Below are 20,437 nucleotides of genomic sequence, written 5' to 3'. Positions count from 1 at the left end.
CAAAGGAAAGCCATATCTTCCAAAATGTATAAATCACCCACCAACTCAAAATTTAGCCTGACCTTCTTCAAAAGTAAATTAGGCTTAACCTTAGCATTTATAATGCTTTTACTTTCTGGTCAAATTTCAATTGCTCAGGAAAACATACCACCCCAATACGATGCATTTCGAAAAAATACCTTTCATGGCGGACTGGGTTTCGGAGGCTTAATTGTCACTGCCACTTTGAATTACGAAAGAATGGTTACCCAACATCTGGACAAAAAAGTGTCAGCTACCTTCGTTAAAGTTGGATTTGGAACTTATGGATCCATTGATGGTTCTGGGCAATATTTAATTCCCCAATATGGATTCCTGACTGGAAGCAAGGCAAATCATCTGGAAGTAAGCGTTGGTCCTAATTTTACCCTCAATGGCGATTTAAACCTACCTGTTTCCGCAAATGTTGGATATCGTCGACAGAAACCTGGAAAGCCATTTCTAATACGTACAGGAGTAGCTCTCCCTGAAGCTATTTATTTCGGAATGGGTTTATCCTTCTAAACGAATTGTTTTTTGTCTAATCAATACTAGGACTTTTATCCTTATTTACTTATTGAGCATTACTTCAAATGATTAGGTTTTCCATCTAATTATCAATATCTTATATTCTTACCAGACCCAAAATAGCTATGAAGAAAATTCACTTAACTGCTCGTTTTCATATTCATCCTGGAAAAGAAGCTGAATTCAAGGGGCTAATTCCTACCTGTGTAGCAAAAGTAAAAGCAGAAGAACCCGGAGTAGAACGATACCAATGGTTTTTAAATCCAGAAGGAACAATTTGTCATGTTTTGGAGACTTATTCGGATTCTGAAGCAGTCTTGAATCACATGATTAATATGGGAGAATTGCTCGGAAGGCTAATGGGAATGTCCACTCTGGAAGGCGAGCTATATTGGGATTTATCAGATCAACTCAAAGACGCAGCCTCTGGCTTACCTTTAAAAACCTTTTCGTTTTTGGAGGGATTCTGAACAAATCAAAATTACTCTTTTATCCTTTGGTAAAGAGCGTAACTATAAGGCCGCACTTGCCCAGAGGGCATCAGGTAATTGTGGATAAAAGTATCCATTAGCTTGAATTCTTCTCCAAGCCGTTCCTGATACATTTTTTCCTCGTATCGAAAAACTGGTAATCCAGAGCATTTTTCAGCTCCAGAAAGATGAAACTCTGCGAAAATCACATATCCACCTGGCTTTAGCTTATTCTTGAGTTGGTCGAAATAGAGATCCTGATCCTCTTTTTCGGTAAAAAAGTGCAGAACCGCCCGATCAAACCATAATTGGACAGGAGGGATATTTTCCAGCGTTTGGGGAGAAAGAATATCTCCAACCCCGTACTTGATTTTATCACCCATTCTATCCTTAACTTCTTGGATAGCCACTTCACTGATATCTGTAATCCAAAGGTTGGAAATCCCTTTTTCTAAAAGCTGGTCAGGCAATCGGCTACTTCCTGAACCTACAAAAACAATAGGATCTCCGGAATTCAACTCACATTGATCAATAAGCTTAAAACTCGGGCTAAAGTCATTTTCAAACCAGCCCAGTTTATCTTCTGGACTCTTGAGGTAGGCCTGATCCCAATGTCCTGCCAAGAAAGGTTTCTCTTCTAAGGCTAAGGTTGACGAGCAGCAGGACTTCGTTTTATCTTCTATTTTACAACTTGGAGCTTTAGACATAATTTTCTATTTAGGCCCAAAGTTCAGCATGGATAAAGCCTCAAACAGTGTCTTCTGTCACATTGGAGAAAAGGCTGAAATGAGGAAAAATTTAGTTTTTTAGGTTTCTATCGAAAAAATAAATCGAGTCTGATAGGCTCCAAACCCTGTTTTCAGAAAATAAAGACATAAGTATAGTACCAAGCCCGATTCTTTAGCCTACCTTTAATGCATTGGAATCGTAATAACCTAAAAGTAGATTATCCATTTCCAGTTTATTGCATCGGTAATTTCCCTGCCCCAAGTAGCATTTCAAGAGTTTTTCCACGGTAACAATTCTTTTCTTCCTACTTTTTAGTTCCCCACTAGACTTGTCTAGACGAAGAATTGAATTCCGCAGATTGATTTTAACAAACACCTTGAAAAGTAACCTTACCCCTATTAATTCCCCTTCTTATTAAAACCATTCGATTTTCGGAATCAGCTCTTTCTGATTTCTCTCTCACCCTGCGCAGCCGGGTCAACACCTATTTCAAAACAACAAATCAAAGTAAGTTTGGAAACCGGGAAATGGTCATCAAAACCATTGTCATGCTGTCCATTTATTTTGTCCCTGTTTTATTGGTAAGCTCAGGCCTGCTCACCCAAACTTGGCAACTCTTTGCCTGTTTCATTCTAAGCGGCTTCGGCATGGCTGGAATCGGAATGGGGATCATGCATGATGCCATTCACGGAACTTATTCTTCCAATCTCAAAATCAATAAGCTTCTAAGCTACACGCTAAACATGGTTGGTGCGAACGCGACCGTTTGGAAAGTACAGCATAACGTACTCCATCATAGCTATACCAATATCCATGAAGGAGACGATGACATCAATGCGCCTTTCTTTCTGAGATTTTCGCCTAATGTCAAGAAAAACAAATTGCATTCTTACCAACATTGGTATACCTGGTTTTTCTATGGGCTTTCCACGCTCTCTTGGGTGACGACGAAAGACTTTATCCGTCTTAATCGCTACTATAAAATGGGTTTGCTGAAAGGAAAGAACATTTATAGAAATACAGTCCTCAAAATCGTAGCCTGGAAAATAGCCTATTACCTATTCACCTTAGGACTTCCGCTTATTTTCTCTCCTTTTAGTTTTGGGGAAATTATCTTGGCTTTTCTTGCTCTCCATTTTGTAACTGGATTGGCTATATCCTTGGTCTTCCAAACAGCCCACATTATGCCTGATATGGCATTTCCACAAGCTGACGAAGAGGGAATGGTAGAAGGTGAAAGATTGGTTCATCAATTGGCTACCACTTGTAATTATTCTCCAAAAAGCCGAGTCTTTTCTTGGATGATCGGAGGATTGAATTATCAGGTTGAACACCACTTGTTTCCGGACATTTGCCATGTTCACTACCGAAAGATTGCCTCTATTGTTCAAAGTACAGCAGCTGAGTATCAACTGCCTTATTACTATAAAAAAACCTTTTTTCACGCTTTAAAGGCCCATTTTAAAATGCTCCATCAATTAGGAACGATGGAAGCAGTGCCTGTTAAAAGCCAAAACCATTAATCATGAATACTTCAAGAAAAAATAATCGCCCCAACTTTAGAGGGGCTCCAACTTCCCCGGGAAGACATCAACCTAAAAGAAAGGCTGTTTCTTCCTTGGACCCTAAGCTTTTGGTCAAAAAAGCTAAACCAACAGTTTCTCTGACTGGTCCCTCTTTAGGGAAAAAGTTCAGCGAACTACCTCTGGATTCTAAGCTTCAGCTTAATATCCAAAAGAAAGGATACACCAACCTTACACCTATTCAGGAGCAAGCAGTTCCTGTGTTATTGGATGGAAAAGATATGTTGGCGATCTCCAGAACAGGTTCTGGAAAAACTGCAGCTTTCTTGATTCCTCTGATCATGCGACTACTTAAGAAGCCTTTGGCCTCTTCGGTATTAATCGTTGCTCCTACCCGAGAACTTGCACTTCAGATCGGAGAAGAATTCAAAGGCTTGACACTGGGAATGAATTTTAGATGGGCCACCTTCATCGGAGGCACCAATCTTCAAAGCGATTTGAACCATTTGTCTCAGAAGCCTCAGGTTTTGATCGGTACTCCGGGAAGGCTATTGGATCTTGCGAGACAAAAAGTCCTTCATTTGAAACATGTCAACACCTTGGTTTTGGATGAATTTGACCGAATGCTGGACATGGGATTTATTCAGGATGTCAAGCGATTGGTGGAAATGATCGGGCCAAGAGAGCAAACGCTTCTTTTCTCCGCAACATTAGATCCTACTCAACAGAAGCTGATTTCAGGACTGTTGAATAACCCAGTGGAAATTCATGTGGATCCGGGAACAAGTGCGAATGAACATATCGATCAGGAAACCATTTTCGTCCCAGAAGGAGAAGATAAGTTTATGGTTTTGGAGAAGCTTCTTCGAAATCCTGAATTAAACAAAGTCATCCTTTTTGCAGAGACCAAAAGACTTGCTGATCGTCTTGCCAAGAAATTAGTCCAAGGTGGAATTACTGCCGGACAAATTCACGGAGACAAATCACAGAACTTCAGAAACCGAGTTTTAGGAGAATTCAAATCCGGAACTATCCGGGTTTTGGTAGCAACTGATGTAGCTGCCCGAGGAATCGATGTGGCTGATGTCAGCCATGTGATCAACTATCAAATGCCTATGACGATGGATGCATATATCCATAGAATTGGGCGAACAGGACGTGCCGGAAAAACCGGTAAGGCCATCACCTTTATCAATTGAGAATCCCTTTATGTCTAAGAATCAAAACACATTTATCAAGAAACAAAAGGCTGAACTCAAGAGAAGGAAGCAAAAAGAAAAATTAGAGAAAAAGCTTGAACGCAAGTCCCAACCCAAAGACGGGAGTCTAGAAAATATGACGGTGTATGTGGATGAAAATGGAAATCTTTCCGACCTCCCTCCTGCTCCGCCAGTACCAAAAAAACAATTAAATCAATCCAATTTCCTCAGCAGAAAAGCTGAACAAAACAAGTAAAATTATGAATGAAGGAACAGTAAAATTCTTTAATGATACCAAAGGCTTTGGTTTCATAACTCCAGATGACAACAGTGAAGATGTATTCGTACACCACACAGGTCTAGTACACGAAATCCGTGAGCGTGACAAAGTTACTTTTGACGTGGTTCAAGGTAAAAAAGGCGTTAACGCAGTTAATGTGAAGGTAGTAGGTTAATTCAAACCTATTTTATCAAAGCCCAGAAAGCTGGGGGTTAATCTTTATGAGATGTCCCTTGGTTTTCTGGGTTTTTATTTTTTCTAATTTTTTCAGATCCTGAAAGGTGAAAATAGAATACCAGATTACTCTTAGGTATATTTAAAAACCGTTTACCCAATCATTTTAAACCACTTACCCAGCTAATCCAAAAATTGTCATGAAATCTTTCAAGCTCCTACTGACTCTATTAATTCTAGCCTCTTGGGCATGTTCCGGTCCTGATGAATCCCAGAATAAAGTCATTACTGATGCTGCCAAGGCTCGCCTAGATTCTGCATTAAATGAAATGGTAGAATCAAGAATGGTGGCCGGAGCTTCGGCTTTGATTTTTGAAAAAGGCGAAGAAGTTTATTTCCATGCAACTGGCTTTGCAGATCGAGAGGCCCAAAAGCCCATGGGTAGAAATACCATTGCAATCATTTATTCCATGACCAAACCCGTAACCGGGGTGGCTCTGATGACCTTGTATGAAAAGGGAGCTTTTCAACTGGATGATCCTTTGGAAAAATATGCTCCTGAGTTTGCCAATATGCAGGTTTTCTCTGGAGTTGATTCCATTTCGGGAGTGATCAAACTGGAGCCATTAAACCGTCCAATAACCATCCGTGACATAACACGGCATACAGCCGGTTTTGCTATAAATCCTAATCAACCCGGATTAGGAGAATTGTTAAAAGCTGCCGATGCAGGAAATCCAAATAATACCTTGGTTCAAATGGCTGAGAAAATGGGTACAGTTCCCCTGATGTTTCAGCCGGGAACTCAATGGGCCTATGGACCATCTGTGGATGTTCAGGCATTTTTGGTTGAGAGACTTTCTGGAAAACCCTATGGAGAATATGTCAGGGAAAATGTCCTTGATCCTCTGGGAATGAGCGAAACCCGATACTTTGTTCCGGAGGCAGATAGAGGAAGAATGTCTGCCATGTACCGAAGAGGAGAAGATGAAAGTTTAAGCCAAGTCCCAGATTCCATTGCTCATGCATTCAATACCAAAGAATGGGCTTTGACTCCGGGAGGATATGGATTGACATCCACTTTGGATGATTACATGAAGTTTACCCAAATGCTAGTCAATGAAGGCACCTATAATGGAGTAACTATTCTAAAACCAGAAACTGTCCAATTAATGGCTACCAATCAATTGGATGACAGTGTTACCGAGCGGATGTTTCTACCTTCAAAAGGAAATGTAGGTTTCGGAATTGACTTTGCCGTAAGAGTGGCTCCTACTTCAAGTCCTGAAGAAAATATGGGTGTAGTTGGGGAGTTTTTCTGGGATGGAGCTGCCAGTACTTTATTCTGGGTCGATCCTAAGCATGATTTGACAGCAGTTTTATTTGTGCAAGTCATGCCATTTGCAGGACAAGTTCACAAGAAATTTAGAGATGCTGTCTATGGTCCCTATGTTGCCCAACCAGAAAAGAAGTAAACACTATAACTCATAATCTATTAAGCAAAAGGGTTGCGTTACTGCAGCCCTTTCTTATTTTGAAAACAAAGGAGGAAGCTTTTCCTCAAAGTCGGTGGCATCTTGGTAAGCTTTTGCCAGTTCCAAAATTTTACCTTCTTGGTAAAGATTCCCAAGCAAAGTCAAACTAGTTGGTCGACCCTTTTGATCCAAGCCATTGGGAATACTCAAGGCAGGATGTCCAGTCAAATTCGTAATTAAAAGTTGCCGACCTCTATTGGGTGGAGCTATGATCACATCAAAATCCTTGAATAGCGCATGTATATCCTCGATTAGTTGAGTCCTAACTCGATTCGCCTGAATGTATTCGACAGCAGGGATAAAGCGGGATTGACGCAGGGAATTAGCTCTAGAGCCTTCGTCCTGTTCCACCATTAAGTCCACCTCACCAGACCGAACCAATTCATCAAAAAAAGCACCTGCCTCGGCACGAAGAATAATGTCAAAAACCCCATAAGGGAAATTTTCCGGAAGTTCTATGGGAACCAACTCATATCCAATACTTTTAAAGACCTCCAATGAAGCCTGTAAATTCTTTCCTGAGTCTGTGGTGTCTTTTTCTATATCCTTTTTCAAATAAGCCAATTTTAAGGATTTGGCTTCTTTAGGGGAAAACTGAAAACCTACAGCATTTGTACTTGGGTCGCCAGAATCTTTTCCATAGATCGCTTGAAAAATGATCGCACAATCCTCGGCTGTTCTAGCCATTGGACCGATTTTATCCATAGACCAACTCAAACTCATGGCTCCAAAACGGCTCACTCGTCCATAAGTTGGTCGAAGACCTGTAATCCCTGTCCTTGCGGAAGGAGATGTTATCGACCCTAAAGTTTCTGTTCCAATTGCAAAAGGAACCAATCCTGCTGAGGTTGCTGCTCCGGAGCCTGCTGAAGATCCAGTTGCTCCTTGCGTTAAGTCCCAAGGATTTAAGGTCCTTCCACCAAACCAAACGTCTCCCCTTGCCAAAGCCCCCGAAACTAGCTTTGCAACCAAAACAGCCCCCTGTTCTTCAAGTTTTCTGACCACAGTGGCAGTTTCCTCGAATTCTTGATCTTTATAGGGCATTGCGCCCCAAGTGGTAGGATAGCCAGGGACTGAAAATAAATCTTTAATTCCATAAGGAATCCCATGTAATATGCCCCTAACCTTCCCGGCGGCTAATTCCTCATCTGCTTTTTTGGCCTGAGTAATCGCAAGCTCCTCCGTCAAAGTAATGACACTATGCAGTTGATTATCATATTTCTTGATTCGGGCGATAAAAAACTCGGTAAGCTCCAAAAAGCTGATTTTCTTATTTTGAATCAGGGATGCCAATTGGGGAATGGTATAAAAGGCCAATTGATTTCGATCTTCTGGGAGGTCTATATCCTTTGGAATTGAAAAAGTAGGAGCCTCCAGAAATTTAGGAAATTCAAATCCTTTCGGATGTGGGTCAAATTGGACGGCAGGAAAAGTCTCGTTGGAAATTGGATACATACGCATGCTGTCATATCCCAATTTATTTCTTGAGAGATAACCCTCCATGGTTTCGATTCTGCTTTTGTCAAACTCAATTCCTATTAATTTCTGAGCGTGGGTAATGTCCTTTTTGGTAAAACCATAAGGATTAGAGCGACATCCATAAATCAAGAGCCCGAAAAGAAATAAAAATGAAAACTTGAAAACTTTTCTCATGGTATCTATCTAGAGTATAGAATTAAAATTTGACTATAAGGCAAATTAGAAAAATTCAATTCCGGAAATAATTTTATTTGCCGATCGGCAAAATCCTAGATTGAAAACCTTTTCTTAAATAGTCAATCCATGAAATAATTCGCAATTTGAATATTCATTGCCACCCTAAACCCCATGGATCAATACCAATCTTTGTTCGAATACATAAACAGGTTGATTCCAATCGATAGGGATGAATTTGAGAAGCTAAGCCCTAATTTTCATTTTCAAAAAGCAAAGAGAAAGGAATTTATTCTTAGAGAAGGTGAGGTCTGTCAGGCCATCTATTTCATCCTAAAAGGCTCTTTTCGGATGTACCAAATCAACGAATCCGGACAAGAGATGATCAGGTATTTTGCCTTGGAGGATAAATTTGGGACAAACCTGACTAGTTTAATTGAGGGCAGTCCTTCCATGGAATTTATCCAAGCGATCGAAGAAACAGAATTCCTCAAAATTCATAAAACTGATTTTTTTCGATTGGTAGAAACCTCTCCACATTTCAATAAGGTCTACCGAAATATTTTAGAAAATGCCTACATCACTTCTCAGAAGCGGATTTACAAGCTTCAGGGAATGTCTGCTCTAGATAAATTAAAATGGCTTAACCAGCACTATCCCGGAATATTAACAAGAATTCCGAGCCGGATGATTGCTTCCTATTTAGGAATCACCCCTTTTACCCTAAGTCGGCTCAAATCCGAATTGAACTGAGACAAAGTATTGTTCTAGAGCAAGAATCAAGAAATTTTCAAAGCTTAGGTTTGTAGTGAATTAAGTTTCACTTCCCATGACTAAAGGCTTTCTCTCTAAAAAATTCCTTCTTTTTTCTTTAGCATTCCTCAGCGGTCTAGCTTCATGGGCTCAAAGCCCTGTCCCTCCCACTCCAGTTGAATTTATGTTTGGGAATAGAAAATTAGATTTTCAACTAGTCTACAAGAAAAACTTTACACCAGAAAGCAAATTCAGCCTTTTGACGATTTCTGTTTTTAGTCACAATTATGATCCAGAAGTCACTCTGGGAAATTCCATTGTGGTTCCGGTACAGGTAAATTATGCTTTAGGAAAAAAAGGATTTGCATTGGCTGGAGGTGTTGAGGCAAACTCAATAGCAGGAGTCAATACATTTGGAGGACTAGCTCACAATTTTGCCAACCGAAAGTTTCTTGCCATAACTGTCTGGAGTTTCTTCTTTAATGAAGGAAAAGACATGAAACTATTTGGTTTATATGAGTTTAAACCTCAGTTAAACGAAAAATGGACTTGGTACAACAGAATGCAATTTGTCTACAATACCAGCCTTTCGGAATCAGTCCACAATCGAAGTTTCCTTTATTTACGTTCGGGTTTGAAAACCGGACCTTTGGCCTTTGGTTTAGGAGCAGATTGGGATGCTTATGGTCCAAATAAGATCAATAAAGGCAATTTTGGAGTATTCACCCGCTGGGAATTTTAAAAGAATTCAGATAATTCGATGCGGTTTGTTTAACTTAAATGAGTTAAAGCCAATTTTAAAACAAAACCAGCACGTATGAAAACCCAACTATTATCCATTGCGGCCTTGGCATTGGCCGTTTTTTCCTGCAGTCCAAGATCTCAGGAAGACTCCGACAATCGATTTGAAGAAACCAGAGATATTTCTGGAGTTTCAAGATTGAAAATCAGCGGAGTATTTAATGTAAATCTTATCCAATCGGATCAGGAATCCATCAGCATCGATGGGAGCCAGGAACTATCAGAGAATTTGAAAATCACTCAAGAAGGAGATCTTTTGACCCTGGATTTGGAGGAATTGAAAGGTGGTTTCTTTAAAGATCAAAAACTGGAGGTGAATCTGAGTATTTCAGACCTGAGAAGTTTTGAATTTGAAGGCGTCGGAAATATTAAAACTCAATCGGCATTTAACTTGGAAGAAATTACCATCAACGGTGAAGGAGTTGGAAATATCTCCATGGAAATCAATGCGAAAAAGATTGATGCTGATCTGAATATGTTGGGAAATATGAACCTGAAAGGAAAAGCGGATCTATTCAATTTAAAAAATGAGGGTATTGGAAATATTGATGCTTCAGAATTGATTGTTCAGGATGTGAATTTGCAAAGCTCTGGAATTGGTCGAGTTGCTGTCCACTGTGAGAATGAAATTTCCCTGGATGTTTCAGGTATCGGAGAAATTAAATACACCGGAAATCCAACTGTTATCAGAGATAATGTAAGCGGAATCGGCAGGGTAAATAGAAATTAACCCAATTTCCCCTAAGTAATTAGGGTTTGCTTTTCAGCAAACCCTCTTTTGTTTTTCTCAATTCTGGGTAAAAGCACATTGGGAATTTTCAGGCTTCCAAATCACTTTTCCTTCCTTCACATCATCAGGTTGAATTCCGTCTTGTTGCCCAATATATCCCAAACTATTTCCCTGACAATCAAAAATCGGTACCGCATAACTGCAGAAAGGGCAACAGCTTTGTACCAAAAAAATGGTCTTTCCCCTATAGGTAGATTGGACTACGTAATTGTATTCACTTAAGGAATAGCCTTCAATTTCTGTAATTAGATTTTTGAGCCAGGCTAAATCTTCAATTGGATTTTCCGTTCCGCAAGCTCTAGGTCCCTCTTGATCTTGGCAAGACCACAATCCTAGAATGAGAACAAGAATTGGGAAAAGTTTTTTCATGAGTTTGTCTTTTGGAACTAGACGAAACATGGGACAATTGAGCTACACCCAAAGGGGAATTTCACCATTTTTTCAGTTGCTCATAGACTAGATGCAAGGGAAATCCCATCACCGTAAAGTATGAACCCTGAATTGAACTCACTCCAATAAACCCAATCCATTCCTGAATCCCATAGGCTCCAGCCTTGTCAAATGGTTTGTATTTCCGGATATAATGCCAAATTTCATCTTCTTCCAAAAATCGAAAAGTCACTTTTGCCTCATCTTCCAAAGTGGTACTTTTTGATTTATCCTTCAGTGTAACCGCCGTCATTACCGTATGGGTGGATCCAGATAAACTCTTGATCATATCAAAAGCTTCTTCCTCGTTCTGAGGTTTTCCAAGAATATGCCCCTTTTCGATTACCACCGTGTCTGAGGTAATGAGAATTTCTCCTTCTAAAAGCTCCTGAGGATAACTATCCGCTTTTAATTTGGACAAATAGGCTGCAACATACTCAGCAGGAACTTCATCAGGAATTGTTTCGTCCACATCCAAAGACTGAACACGAAATTCTACCTCAAGCCCTTTGAGCAACTCCTGCCTTCTAGGTGATCCAGAGGCCAAAATGATTTTTTTATCCTTGAGTTTATTTAAGAAAGGCTCCATAATCGTAGTCAAATTCAGCTTGATTGATGCTTGCAAAGAGCAAACCTCCCAGCGCTTTTGGATAAAAGTAAGTAGATTTTTGTGGCATTACAGTTCCGGACTTACAAACATCCAGAACTTGAGACAATTCTATTTCTCGGGTGATTATGGCAAAGCTTGCCTTACCGCTTTTCACCTCACGTATGCATCTGGAGAAATTTCGTTCAAAGGCCAATTGATCTGATTTCCGTTGATCTTCGGGACTAAGGCCAAGGATTTTCTCAAAAAGCACATCATGCAAAACCACCAAATCCAGCTTACGAAGGGCTTCTGGAAGTTCGGGTCTCACCAAACCCCATTTTTCAGGTTTTAGCTTGATGATCCAGGCCACTTCTTGAAAAACCAAACCAAAGGACCATTGTCTTTGAAACGTATAGGTAGTCAATTCCTCAGGATCTCCGAAAACACGCATATCAAACCACTCCCCTAGCTTTTCTAACAACTCCTGCTCCCCAATCTCTAAACCATAAAATAAACGATGGGTAGGAAGAATTTTAAGATGATTCCCATGCACATTAGTCAAATACATCAAGTGATAATCAGAACCTTTCCATTTGGCATCTGGGAATGTATTTTCTTGTTGCTTTCGGTAAGCAATAGCTCCTTCCAGTCTATGATGTCCGTCAGCCAGAATTACTTTTTTTTCTTTCAAAACGGCCAAAAACCTGGAAATAACTTTTGCATCATGGATCACAGCCAAGACCTCGCGAACACCTTGGTAATCCTCCAACTCATAAATCGGCGAACACATAGCCGCATCCATGTAGGCTTCAAGTTCATTGCTTTCGTCTTCATACAAGCCATGGGTCGGGCTTACCTGGATTTCAGTGGCTTTGAGCAAATCTATCCGGTCATTAACAGCAGAGACAATAGTACTTTCATGACGAAGGATTTCTTTCTCTTCCCAATCATAGGCCTTTATCTGAGCGATAAAACCCTTTCTGCATCGCTCCTCCAAATCTCCCGGAAGTCGGAAATACTGATAATACACATAGATTCCCGGAAGATAATCTTGAACGAGGATCTTGTCTTCTTTCCATTTCTTTAGGATTCTTGCCGCATTTTCAGCTGGAAAATCTCCCTGAGGTACTGAAAGGTGAATGCTATTCAGAGGATTTTGATACAATAATTCCCGCTGCTTCGCAGAAACTACATCAAACAAAGGAGCAGTTAATTCTTCGATAGTTCCATTAAACTGATCTCCATACCTCCAAGCTTTTAGGGGTAAAATCTCCGCCATCAGATCAATCTATTTTTCCAGTTGGTGGTAGGTAAGGTGTTTTTTGGAGTTTTTGGGTTGATTCTATTCTCTTCTTTTTCATAGAAAACCACAGCCATTGCAGCCAGAATCTGCTTTTCTTCATCAGAAAAAACAGGTTCTAGTTTCTCAGGAGTAAAATACCTCTCTACAAATTTGGTATCGAACATCCCTGAGGTAAAGGCTTCATGCTGCAAGGCAAATCGGCAAAAATCCAAAGTGGTTTCAATTCCCGTGATTCTATAATCATTGATGGCGCGAATCATCCTGTCGATCGCATCTTGACGATTTTCTCCATGCGTGATCAGCTTGGCAATCATCGGATCATAATAAATCGGAATATCCATTCCTTCCTCAAATCCATCATCTACCCTAATTCCAGGTCCTTGAGGTCTTCTGTAAGTGATCAACTTTCCGATATCTGGTAAAAAGTTGTTTTTCGGATCTTCTGCATAAACCCGAATTTCCACCGCATGCCCGTAGATTTTTAAGTCTTCTTGGGCAAATGGAAGGGGATTTCCTTCGGCAATTCGAATTTGTTCTCGTACCAAATCTTTCCCAGTGATCATCTCCGTCACCGGATGCTCCACTTGAAGACGGGTATTCATCTCCAAAAAGTAGAAATTCAATTGATCGTCGACGATAAACTCCACAGTTCCTGCACCATAATAATTACACGCCTTGGCTACACCAACAGCTGCTTCACCCATGGCTTTTCGCATTTCAGGCGAAACCACCGCTGAAGGGGCTTCCTCAATTACTTTTTGATGACGTCTTTGGATGGAGCATTCTCTTTCAAAGAGATAAACAGTATTTCCATGCTGATCACCAAGAACCTGAATTTCAATATGTCTCGGAGAAGTAATGAATTTCTCAATGAAAACAGCCCCATCTCCAAAAGCAGACTGAGCCTCTGATACAGCTCGCTGCATTTGCTCCTCAAATTCGACTTCGGATTCTACTATCCTCATCCCTTTTCCTCCTCCCCCAGCAGAAGCCTTGATCAAGATCGGATAGCCAATTTCGGCGGCTTTCTTTTTCGCAGCAGAAATATCCGAAATAGCCTCTTCTGTACCCGGCACCAAAGGAATATTGTATTTGGCTACAGCTTGCTTTGCTGCCAATTTACTTCCCATCACCTCAATTGATTCAGGAGAAGGACCTACAAAAATGATCCCTGCATCAGTTACTTTTTTTGCAAAGCCTGCATTCTCTGAAAGGAATCCATATCCTGGATGGATTGCATCTACATTTAATTCCTTACAAACCTGAATTATTTTGTCTCCCAATAAATAGGATTGATTGGAAGGCGGAGGCCCTAAGCAAACGGCCTCATCTGCAAATTTTACATGGGGAGAAAGTCGGTCAGCTTCGGAATAAACCGCAACAGTGGAAATACCCATTTCACGGGCTGTCCTCATGATTCTGAGGGCAATTTCCCCACGGTTGGCGACTAGTAGCTTTTTAATATTTGGCATAGTTCACTAAAGATTATTTGGGTAGACAAGAAGTCCAAAAGCGAAATAAGGAAAATAATCTGAGGATTTGGGGACAGAAATTCCAAAAAACTGATTTTTGGTTCAAAGGTAGAATAATCTTATTTTTGGCCGATTTTAATCCAAAATCACTCAACTCGCATTTACACTAAATTCAAACTGCTTTGGATCTATTTGCAAAATTAAAAACGAATATGGGACCCTTGGGCAAACACTCTGAGTTTGCTGACGGGTATTGGTCATTTCCTAAACTTGAGGGCGAAATTGCTCCCCGCATGAAATTCAAGGGAAAAGAAGTTCTCACTTGGAGTTTAAATAACTACCTCGGACTTGCTAACCACCCAGAAATCAGAAAGGCTGATGCCGACGCTGCTGCCAAATGGGGCGCCGCCTATCCTATGGGAGCCCGTATGATGTCCGGCCAAACTAATCTTCACGAACAATTAGAAGACGAATTGGCTGCATTCGTAGGCAAAGAAAAATCCTACCTGTTGAATTATGGCTATCAGGGAATCATGTCTGTGATCGATTCTATCTTGGATAGAAAAGACGTGGTGGTTTATGACTCCGAATGTCATGCCTGTATTATTGATGCCTTGAGGATGCATTTGGGTAAGCGCTATGTATACCCTCACAATGATATCGAGAGCTGCGAGAAGCAATTGGAAAGAGCTACCAAATTAGCCGCTGAAACTGGCGGTGGAATTTTGGTGATCACTGAAGGTGTATTCGGAATGACCGGAGACCAAGGAAAGCTCAAAGAAATTGTAGAGCTAAAGAAAAAGTTTGAATTCAGACTTTTGGTTGACGACGCCCACGGATTCGGAACTTTGGGTAAAACCGGAGCTGGTGCAGGTGAAGAGCAAGGAGTTCAAGATGAGATCGATCTTTACTTCTCCACTTTCGCAAAATCTATGGCATCTATTGGTGCATTTATCGCCGGAGATGCTGATGTGATTTTGTTTTTGAGATATAATATGCGTTCTCAGATTTTCGCGAAATCTCTTCCAATGCTTTTGGTTGAAGGTGCTCTTAAGCGTCTTGAACTAATCAGAACACAGCCTCAGCTGAAAGATAACCTTTGGAAAATCGTCAATGCACTTCGCGATGGCTTGCATAAAAATGGCTTTAGCACCGGTAAATCAAATTCTCCGGTAACTCCAGTGGTTTTGAACGGAACTGTGGGTGAAGCCGCAGCACTTTCCATGGACTTGAGAGAAAACTACGGAATCTTCTGTTCAGTGGTGATTTACCCAGTGGTGCCTAAAGGCATGATTATCTTGAGATTAATCCCAACTGCTGTTCATACCTTGGCTGATGTGGAAGAGACCATAACGGCTTTTGCTGCGGTAAAAGACAAGCTGGTTTCTGGAGTTTACAAGAATTCTGAGATCGCTCTTTCTTTTGGAGAATAAAAAATTTTTCAAAAAAAAAGGCCTCTGGATTGAATTAGAAAGTATTTGGACTATATTCGATCACAGTAAACTTATCATCAACCTAAAAAATAAACTTTTACTATGAGCAGATTTAGTGAAGTAAAAAATCTAGTAATGAGCTTAGAAGCTGATTTCGAAAAATTTTATGACAAGGGAAATCAGGCTGCTGGAACTCGAGTGAGAAAAGGTATGCAAGAGCTAAAGAATTTGGCTCAGGATATCAGAACCGAGGTTCAGAACAAGAAAAACGCCGGTTGATCCGAAACAAGATAAAAAAGGGTGGTTCGAAAGATCACCCTTTTTTTATGCCATTTAATTTTTTGAATTTTCTAATCTATCGATGCCAATAAATGGTCTAAGGCAATTGAAAGCTTTTCCTCGTCAAATCGATTTCCTGTTGTAAGAACCCCTGTTCCAACCCCCATCCAGGCAATTTCCAAGTTATTGGCATCCTGAATTAAAAAAATCACTTTTCCGATCATCCCCTTATTAATTACAAACTTACTTCTTCCTCCCGAGGAGCCACTGATCCCATTGGGCGAATAAATAAATGGACCGGGTGAAGCATAAGTTTGACCAAGTTCTTGGATAAACTCCCTAGTCACCAAAACAGATTGAATCAAAAAGTCTGGATTTTCATCTGATTGCTCAAATCCATATTCCAGAAGACGATCTTGAAATACCTTGGTGAGTTCATTATTTCGCTTTTCCTTGAAAGGAGTCTCTACCATTTTAAAAGTTTGATAGCCCTTGATATTCTCTTTGTCGGATAAAGAATCAATGGTTATGGTATCGGAAACTTTGCAAGAGAACATTAGGGCTGCAACTCCCATTAGTATAAAAATTCGTTTCATCATTTTTTGGGTTAGGTTGAAAATTAAGAAAGATTACGTTGATTTTCTACCTAAAGTTTCACGGATCAGAATTTAAAGCGGAATAATCAAAGAAAAACCATTTGGACCTAGGCTTAAATTCTGAACTAGCCCAGGCAAATCTTTGGCATGCGCATGATGAAAACCATACATAACTCCGTCAAAAGCCATTAAAAATGCCCCCTGAAGGATAATAGACTTCCCAAATCCCACCAATCGTTCGTTGTCTTTTCTCAGTCCTCTTTCTTTTAAATACAAGCCACCAGCCATGTAGGCTACATCGAGAGCAGCATTCACCAAAAGAACTTTCTCAATTCCTTGCTGAGCTTCAAGGGTTGCCCAAAAATCAGTTCCGGGAACTTCCTTAGTAGCTTGCCAATATCCAAAACCAGCAATGGCTAAATTGACAGTATTCCAATAGAGGTTCATTTGGTGAAAAGCTTTCACTTCCCCAGAAGTCTGACTGGCCCCTATCCCACCCCATATCATATTTCCAACTGCCCAGGAACCCAAAATCAACATTCCTTTTTGGTTGTAATCCAGTCTAACCGAATTGAAATCTTTGAGAGCGGGAATTTCTTGGGCCAGCAAAGGAATAACTCCAAGTCCGAAAAAAACCAGTAGAAATATTCCGAGACGGATTGAATTGGATGCTTTCATAGGTTTAAAACTAGGAATAAGTTGATTGGTTTTTATTTTATCCAAGTCAGGTAAATCATCCTCACTCCATAAAAAATAATCAAGAGGCCTACGGTTTTATTCAGGATTCCCATCACCCTTGGAGTTACAAATCTCGAAAGCTGCTTGGCTATAAAAGCCTTGAGAAGGTCAATACAAAAGACCGTCACTAGTATTCCAGAATAATAAGCAAACACATTTCCTTTGGTCCAATTCACCTTCAGGGAAACCAAACTTGCAATAGAAATCCAGAATAAAAGGACAAAAGGATTAACCCCATTGACTCCAAATCCTTTTGCAAATGCAGTCTTTTTCGAGAGGTTGGAAAAACTCAAACCACCTGTATTCGGTCTTTCAACCCTCTTTTTAAGTAAAGACTTTAAGCCAAAACCTATTAAAATAAGTCCTCCAACATATCCCAGTATTTTCTCAAAGAGAGAAACATCCGCTAATAGCTTCACTCCAAAATAGGTAAGCAAAACATACAGGGTATCGCTGCACAAAATCCCAAGGGCCAAAACCATCGCATACCGAAAGCCATGCTGGAGGCTATTAGTGATTAGTGTGAAAAATACGGGACCAACTATTACACTTAGCAAGAGACCCATACTCACACCTTCCAGAAGGGAACTTTCCATTTAACTAGCTTTTGGAGTGATTGGAAATGAGCAACCCAAAGTTTGATTCATAATGATTCTTATTCGAGGGATTGAGCTTGTTTTTAAACAAATTGCTAAGGATTGCGATATCTTTGTTTGAAGCCTTTTGGCAAATGTGAATACAAAAATTTGAAAATGGACATCAAAGCCAATCTCGAAACAGTAAAAAAATCATTCATTAATCCAGGTTGCAAATTAATTGCTGTCAGCAAAACCAAACCCATTGAGGATCTCAAAGCTGCCTATGAAGCTGGAATTCGGGACTTTGGAGAAAACAAGGTTCAGGAAATCCAAGCGAAACAACCCCAAATGCCTAATGATACTCGCTGGCATATGATTGGACACTTACAGAGCAATAAGGTAAAATACATCGCTCCATTTGTCTACCTGATTCATGGGGTAGATTCATTTAAGCTGCTCAAAGAAATTGATAAGCAGGGCAAAAAGATTGATCGAAAAATTCCTGTTTTGCTTCAAATTCACATTGCTGAAGAAGAAAGTAAATTCGGTTTTGACTTAAAGGAATTGGAGGAAATGCTCAACTCTCCTGAATTTTCAAACCTTACCCATGTGACCATAAAAGGCCTAATGGGAATGGCAACTTTTACAGAAAATGAAAACCAAATCAGAAAAGAATTCAAAGGTCTGAAATCTCTTTTTGAAAGCTTAAAAACAAGAAATCTTCCTGACTTTGTAAAACTGGAAGAGCTATCCATGGGTATGAGCGGAGACTATCTTATTGCCCAAGAAGAAGGGAGTACGATGGTGAGGATTGGTTCAGCTATTTTTGGAGCTAGAAATTATTCTGGAGCATGAAAGGAAAAACAATTTTGATGATCGCCGGACTATTTGGTGCCTTGGCCGTTGGTTTGGGAGCTTTTGGAGCGCATGGATTGGCTGATATTTTACAAAAAACCGGAAGAACAGAAACCTATCAAACAGCGGTTAGCTATCACTTTTATCATTCCTTAGCCCTATTCCTTTTGGGTATTTTAGCTCTGGTCAAGCCAGAATGGAAGAGTTTAAACTTCGTGGCTTGGTCTTTCATTCTTGGAATTTTGATTTTCTCAGGCTCCCTTTACATTCTTTCTTTAAGTGGAATCACATGGCTGGGAGCCATCACTCCACTTGGAGGAGTTGGGTTCATCATGGGATGGCTAGGATTGTTTTATGCTGCTTTGAGACATGATCAAATCCTTACCAAATAAACTCTTTACCCTCCTTTTTTTCCTTTTGGTTTCAAAAGGACTGGCCCAGACAAGTAGGGAAAACTACATTGCCTTGGACCGGGCCCTCGGGGATCAAAGCTTTTTTAGCGGGCATCTCACGGGATTCCTGCTTTATGATTTGGATTCCCAGCGTGTACTTTTTGAAAAAAACTCTCAGATCAGATTTATCCCTGCCTCGACAACCAAGCTTTGGACCTTGTTCGCAGCAAGCCTGATCCTGCAAGACAGTACGCAAACGCTTCGGTATGTGAGTTCAGGAGATACTTTGAAAATCTGGGGAAGCGGTGATCCAAGTTGGAAGTACAAGGAATTCAAACAACCTGATTTTCAAAAATTTCTTTCACCCTACAAAATCATCCAATTTTCAGATGCCAATCAAGTTTCTCCAGCTTTCGGGTATGGATGGCAATGGGATGACTACTATTATGACTATTCTGCAGAGCGAAGTAGCCTGCCGATATATGGGAATTTAGTAGAGGTCAAAAAAGTCGGCAATCGCCCCGAAGTCTTCCCTAAAAGATTTCAATCCTCCATTTCTATAACTGATAGGACCATTCGAGAATTGGAGCGAAAATTCCATTCCAATGGGTTTGAATACAATCCAAACAACTTCTCAGGCGGAGAAAGATTTATCCCTTTGATCACCAGTCCTCAATTGACGGTGGAATTGGCCACAGAAATCACCGGTAAAAAATGGATCTATAAACCAGAAAAACTACCGGCAGAAAATCAGATTTGGAGAGGTGCTGCATTGGCCCCTTTGCTCCAAGAAATGATGCTGGAGAGCGATAATTTCATTGCTGAGCAGATGCTTTTTATGGTTTCCGATCGCCTGTTCCAAACTTTGGATACGGAGCGAGCCATTGAATACATGGTAAAAACCTACTTAGGAGACTTACCTGATTCGCCAAAATGGGTAGATGGTTCCGGCCTTAGCCGACACAATTTATTTACTCCAAGGTCTATGGTGGCTTTGATGGAAAAGCTTTACAGAGTTCTTCCAGAAAGTCAACTTTACTCGCTTTTACCAACCGGAGGACAAACAGGAACTTTGAAAAACAGCTTTCAAGCTGCTCAGCCTTATATTTTTGCCAAAACCGGCACCATGAGTAACAATTACAGTCTGGTAGGTTTGATCAAAACCAAAAGTGGTAAAACCTATTGTTTTGCCTTTATGAATTCCAATTATCCTTACTCTGCTTCAGTTGTCCGAAAAGAAGTAGAAAAGGTGATGATTCTGGTCAGAGATATTTTTTAAATTTTTTTCATTTCTCTGTAAGGTTTTTCACCTAACTGGGT

The 20,437-nt window shown here is 40.3% G+C and carries 24 protein-coding genes; 15 read left to right on the top strand and 9 right to left on the bottom strand.

Going from position 1 to position 20,437, the window contains the following annotated elements:
- Positions 1–24: 24 nt before the first annotated feature.
- Both DFQ04_RS03405 and DFQ04_RS03400 read left to right on the top strand, forming a co-directional pair.
- The gene (locus DFQ04_RS03405) at positions 25–543 is read left to right on the top strand and encodes a hypothetical protein (RefSeq protein ID WP_133552694.1); all 519 of its coding nucleotides are present in this window, start codon (positions 25–27) and stop codon (positions 541–543) included.
- Between the two features lie 128 nt (positions 544–671).
- Complete coding sequence (locus DFQ04_RS03400; protein WP_133552692.1) at positions 672–1,016, top strand: putative quinol monooxygenase; 345 nt, start codon at positions 672–674, stop codon at positions 1,014–1,016.
- An 11-nt stretch (positions 1,017–1,027) separates the two neighbouring features.
- On the opposite strand, the gene DFQ04_RS03395 is transcribed toward DFQ04_RS03400, so the two are convergent.
- A complete protein-coding gene (locus DFQ04_RS03395; RefSeq protein ID WP_133552690.1) occupies positions 1,028–1,723 on the bottom strand; it encodes a methyltransferase domain-containing protein in 696 nt (231 codons plus the stop codon).
- 570 nt (positions 1,724–2,293) lie between these two features.
- On the opposite strand from DFQ04_RS03395, the gene DFQ04_RS03390 reads away from it, so the two are divergent.
- The 5 genes from DFQ04_RS03390 to DFQ04_RS03370 all read left to right on the top strand — a co-directional run bounded on the left by DFQ04_RS03390 (position 2,294) and on the right by DFQ04_RS03370 (position 6,396).
- Positions 2,294–3,268 carry a fatty acid desaturase family protein gene (locus DFQ04_RS03390; RefSeq protein WP_243739623.1) on the top strand — a complete coding sequence of 325 codons (975 nt, stop codon included), beginning with the start codon at positions 2,294–2,296 and terminating at the stop codon, positions 3,266–3,268.
- Between the two features lie 2 nt (positions 3,269–3,270).
- A complete protein-coding gene (locus DFQ04_RS03385) occupies positions 3,271–4,467 on the top strand; it encodes a DEAD/DEAH box helicase (RefSeq protein WP_133552686.1) in 1,197 nt (398 codons plus the stop codon).
- Positions 4,468–4,477: 10 nt separating this feature from the next.
- A complete protein-coding gene (locus DFQ04_RS03380) occupies positions 4,478–4,723 on the top strand; it encodes a cold-shock protein (RefSeq protein WP_133552684.1) in 246 nt (81 codons plus the stop codon).
- A gap of 4 nt (positions 4,724–4,727) precedes the next feature.
- The gene (locus tag DFQ04_RS03375) at positions 4,728–4,922 is read left to right on the top strand and encodes a cold-shock protein (protein WP_133552682.1); all 195 of its coding nucleotides are present in this window, start codon (positions 4,728–4,730) and stop codon (positions 4,920–4,922) included.
- A 199-nt stretch (positions 4,923–5,121) separates the two neighbouring features.
- On the top strand, positions 5,122–6,396 hold the full coding sequence (locus DFQ04_RS03370; RefSeq protein ID WP_133552680.1) for a serine hydrolase domain-containing protein: 1,275 nt from the start codon (positions 5,122–5,124) through the stop codon (positions 6,394–6,396).
- 54 nt (positions 6,397–6,450) lie between these two features.
- Here DFQ04_RS03370 and DFQ04_RS03365 read toward each other — a convergent pair whose 3' ends face one another.
- Positions 6,451–8,109 (bottom strand): amidase, encoded by a 1,659-nt coding sequence (locus tag DFQ04_RS03365; RefSeq protein ID WP_133552678.1) that lies wholly within the window; start codon positions 8,107–8,109, stop codon positions 6,451–6,453.
- Positions 8,110–8,283: 174 nt separating this feature from the next.
- Here DFQ04_RS03365 and DFQ04_RS03360 point away from each other — a divergent pair, with 174 nt between their 5' ends.
- The 3 genes from DFQ04_RS03360 (at position 8,284) to DFQ04_RS03350 (ending at position 10,393) form a co-directional block, all read left to right on the top strand.
- On the top strand, positions 8,284–8,862 hold the full coding sequence (locus tag DFQ04_RS03360) for a Crp/Fnr family transcriptional regulator (protein WP_133552676.1): 579 nt from the start codon (positions 8,284–8,286) through the stop codon (positions 8,860–8,862).
- 76 nt (positions 8,863–8,938) lie between these two features.
- Positions 8,939–9,604: a hypothetical protein gene (locus DFQ04_RS03355; RefSeq protein WP_133552674.1), complete on the top strand. Its 666-nt coding sequence runs from the start codon at positions 8,939–8,941 to the stop codon at positions 9,602–9,604.
- A gap of 75 nt (positions 9,605–9,679) precedes the next feature.
- Positions 9,680–10,393, top strand: a complete 714-nt coding sequence (locus tag DFQ04_RS03350) for a GIN domain-containing protein (RefSeq protein ID WP_133552672.1) — start codon at positions 9,680–9,682, stop codon at positions 10,391–10,393.
- Positions 10,394–10,450: 57 nt separating this feature from the next.
- Here DFQ04_RS03350 and DFQ04_RS03345 read toward each other — a convergent pair whose 3' ends face one another.
- The 4 genes from DFQ04_RS03345 to accC form a co-directional block, all read right to left on the bottom strand.
- Complete coding sequence (locus DFQ04_RS03345) at positions 10,451–10,822, bottom strand: hypothetical protein (protein WP_133552670.1); 372 nt, start codon at positions 10,820–10,822, stop codon at positions 10,451–10,453.
- Positions 10,823–10,883: 61 nt separating this feature from the next.
- A complete protein-coding gene (locus DFQ04_RS03340) occupies positions 10,884–11,471 on the bottom strand; it encodes a Maf family nucleotide pyrophosphatase (RefSeq protein WP_133552668.1) in 588 nt (195 codons plus the stop codon).
- On the bottom strand, positions 11,452–12,750 hold the full coding sequence (locus tag DFQ04_RS03335) for a DUF1015 domain-containing protein (RefSeq protein WP_133552666.1): 1,299 nt from the start codon (positions 12,748–12,750) through the stop codon (positions 11,452–11,454). Before DFQ04_RS03335 ends, DFQ04_RS03340 begins: the two co-directional genes overlap by 20 nt.
- The gene (accC, locus tag DFQ04_RS03330; protein ID WP_133552664.1) at positions 12,750–14,246 is read right to left on the bottom strand and encodes an acetyl-CoA carboxylase biotin carboxylase subunit; all 1,497 of its coding nucleotides are present in this window, start codon (positions 14,244–14,246) and stop codon (positions 12,750–12,752) included. The genes DFQ04_RS03335 and accC overlap by 1 nt, the downstream gene beginning before the upstream one ends.
- A gap of 182 nt (positions 14,247–14,428) precedes the next feature.
- Between accC and DFQ04_RS03325 the strand changes: the two genes are divergently transcribed.
- Positions 14,429–15,679, top strand: a complete 1,251-nt coding sequence (locus DFQ04_RS03325) for an aminotransferase class I/II-fold pyridoxal phosphate-dependent enzyme (RefSeq protein WP_133552662.1) — start codon at positions 14,429–14,431, stop codon at positions 15,677–15,679.
- 102 nt (positions 15,680–15,781) lie between these two features.
- Positions 15,782–15,958 (top strand): histone H1, encoded by a 177-nt coding sequence (locus DFQ04_RS03320; protein ID WP_133552660.1) that lies wholly within the window; start codon positions 15,782–15,784, stop codon positions 15,956–15,958.
- A 71-nt stretch (positions 15,959–16,029) separates the two neighbouring features.
- Here the strand turns inward: DFQ04_RS03320 and DFQ04_RS03315 are convergent, their stop codons facing one another.
- From DFQ04_RS03315 to DFQ04_RS03305, 3 genes are all read right to left on the bottom strand, one after another.
- The gene (locus tag DFQ04_RS03315; RefSeq protein WP_166637243.1) at positions 16,030–16,554 is read right to left on the bottom strand and encodes a DUF4136 domain-containing protein; all 525 of its coding nucleotides are present in this window, start codon (positions 16,552–16,554) and stop codon (positions 16,030–16,032) included.
- A 72-nt stretch (positions 16,555–16,626) separates the two neighbouring features.
- The gene (locus DFQ04_RS03310; protein ID WP_133552656.1) at positions 16,627–17,232 is read right to left on the bottom strand and encodes a DUF6992 family protein; all 606 of its coding nucleotides are present in this window, start codon (positions 17,230–17,232) and stop codon (positions 16,627–16,629) included.
- 32 nt (positions 17,233–17,264) lie between these two features.
- Entirely contained in the window at positions 17,265–17,888 is a 624-nt protein-coding gene (locus DFQ04_RS03305; protein ID WP_133552654.1) for a LysE family translocator, read from the bottom strand.
- Positions 17,889–18,044: 156 nt separating this feature from the next.
- Between DFQ04_RS03305 and DFQ04_RS03300 the strand changes: the two genes are divergently transcribed.
- From DFQ04_RS03300 to DFQ04_RS03290, 3 genes are read left to right on the top strand one after another with little or no spacing between them, the layout of a single operon-like run.
- Positions 18,045–18,725: a YggS family pyridoxal phosphate-dependent enzyme gene (locus DFQ04_RS03300; protein ID WP_133552652.1), complete on the top strand. Its 681-nt coding sequence runs from the start codon at positions 18,045–18,047 to the stop codon at positions 18,723–18,725.
- Positions 18,722–19,117, top strand: coding sequence for a DUF423 domain-containing protein (locus tag DFQ04_RS03295; RefSeq protein ID WP_133552650.1), 396 nt, complete (start codon positions 18,722–18,724; stop codon positions 19,115–19,117). Before DFQ04_RS03300 ends, DFQ04_RS03295 begins: the two co-directional genes overlap by 4 nt.
- Positions 19,095–20,396, top strand: coding sequence for a D-alanyl-D-alanine carboxypeptidase (locus tag DFQ04_RS03290; RefSeq protein WP_133552648.1), 1,302 nt, complete (start codon positions 19,095–19,097; stop codon positions 20,394–20,396). The genes DFQ04_RS03295 and DFQ04_RS03290 overlap by 23 nt, the downstream gene beginning before the upstream one ends.
- The last annotated feature ends 41 nt before the right edge of the window (positions 20,397–20,437 follow it).

Source organism: Algoriphagus boseongensis (genome assembly GCF_004362805.1).
Taxonomy (GTDB): domain Bacteria; phylum Bacteroidota; class Bacteroidia; order Cytophagales; family Cyclobacteriaceae; genus Algoriphagus; species Algoriphagus boseongensis.
Note: the sequence above shows the minus strand (reverse complement) of the source record. Positions and strands in the feature narration are given on the sequence as shown.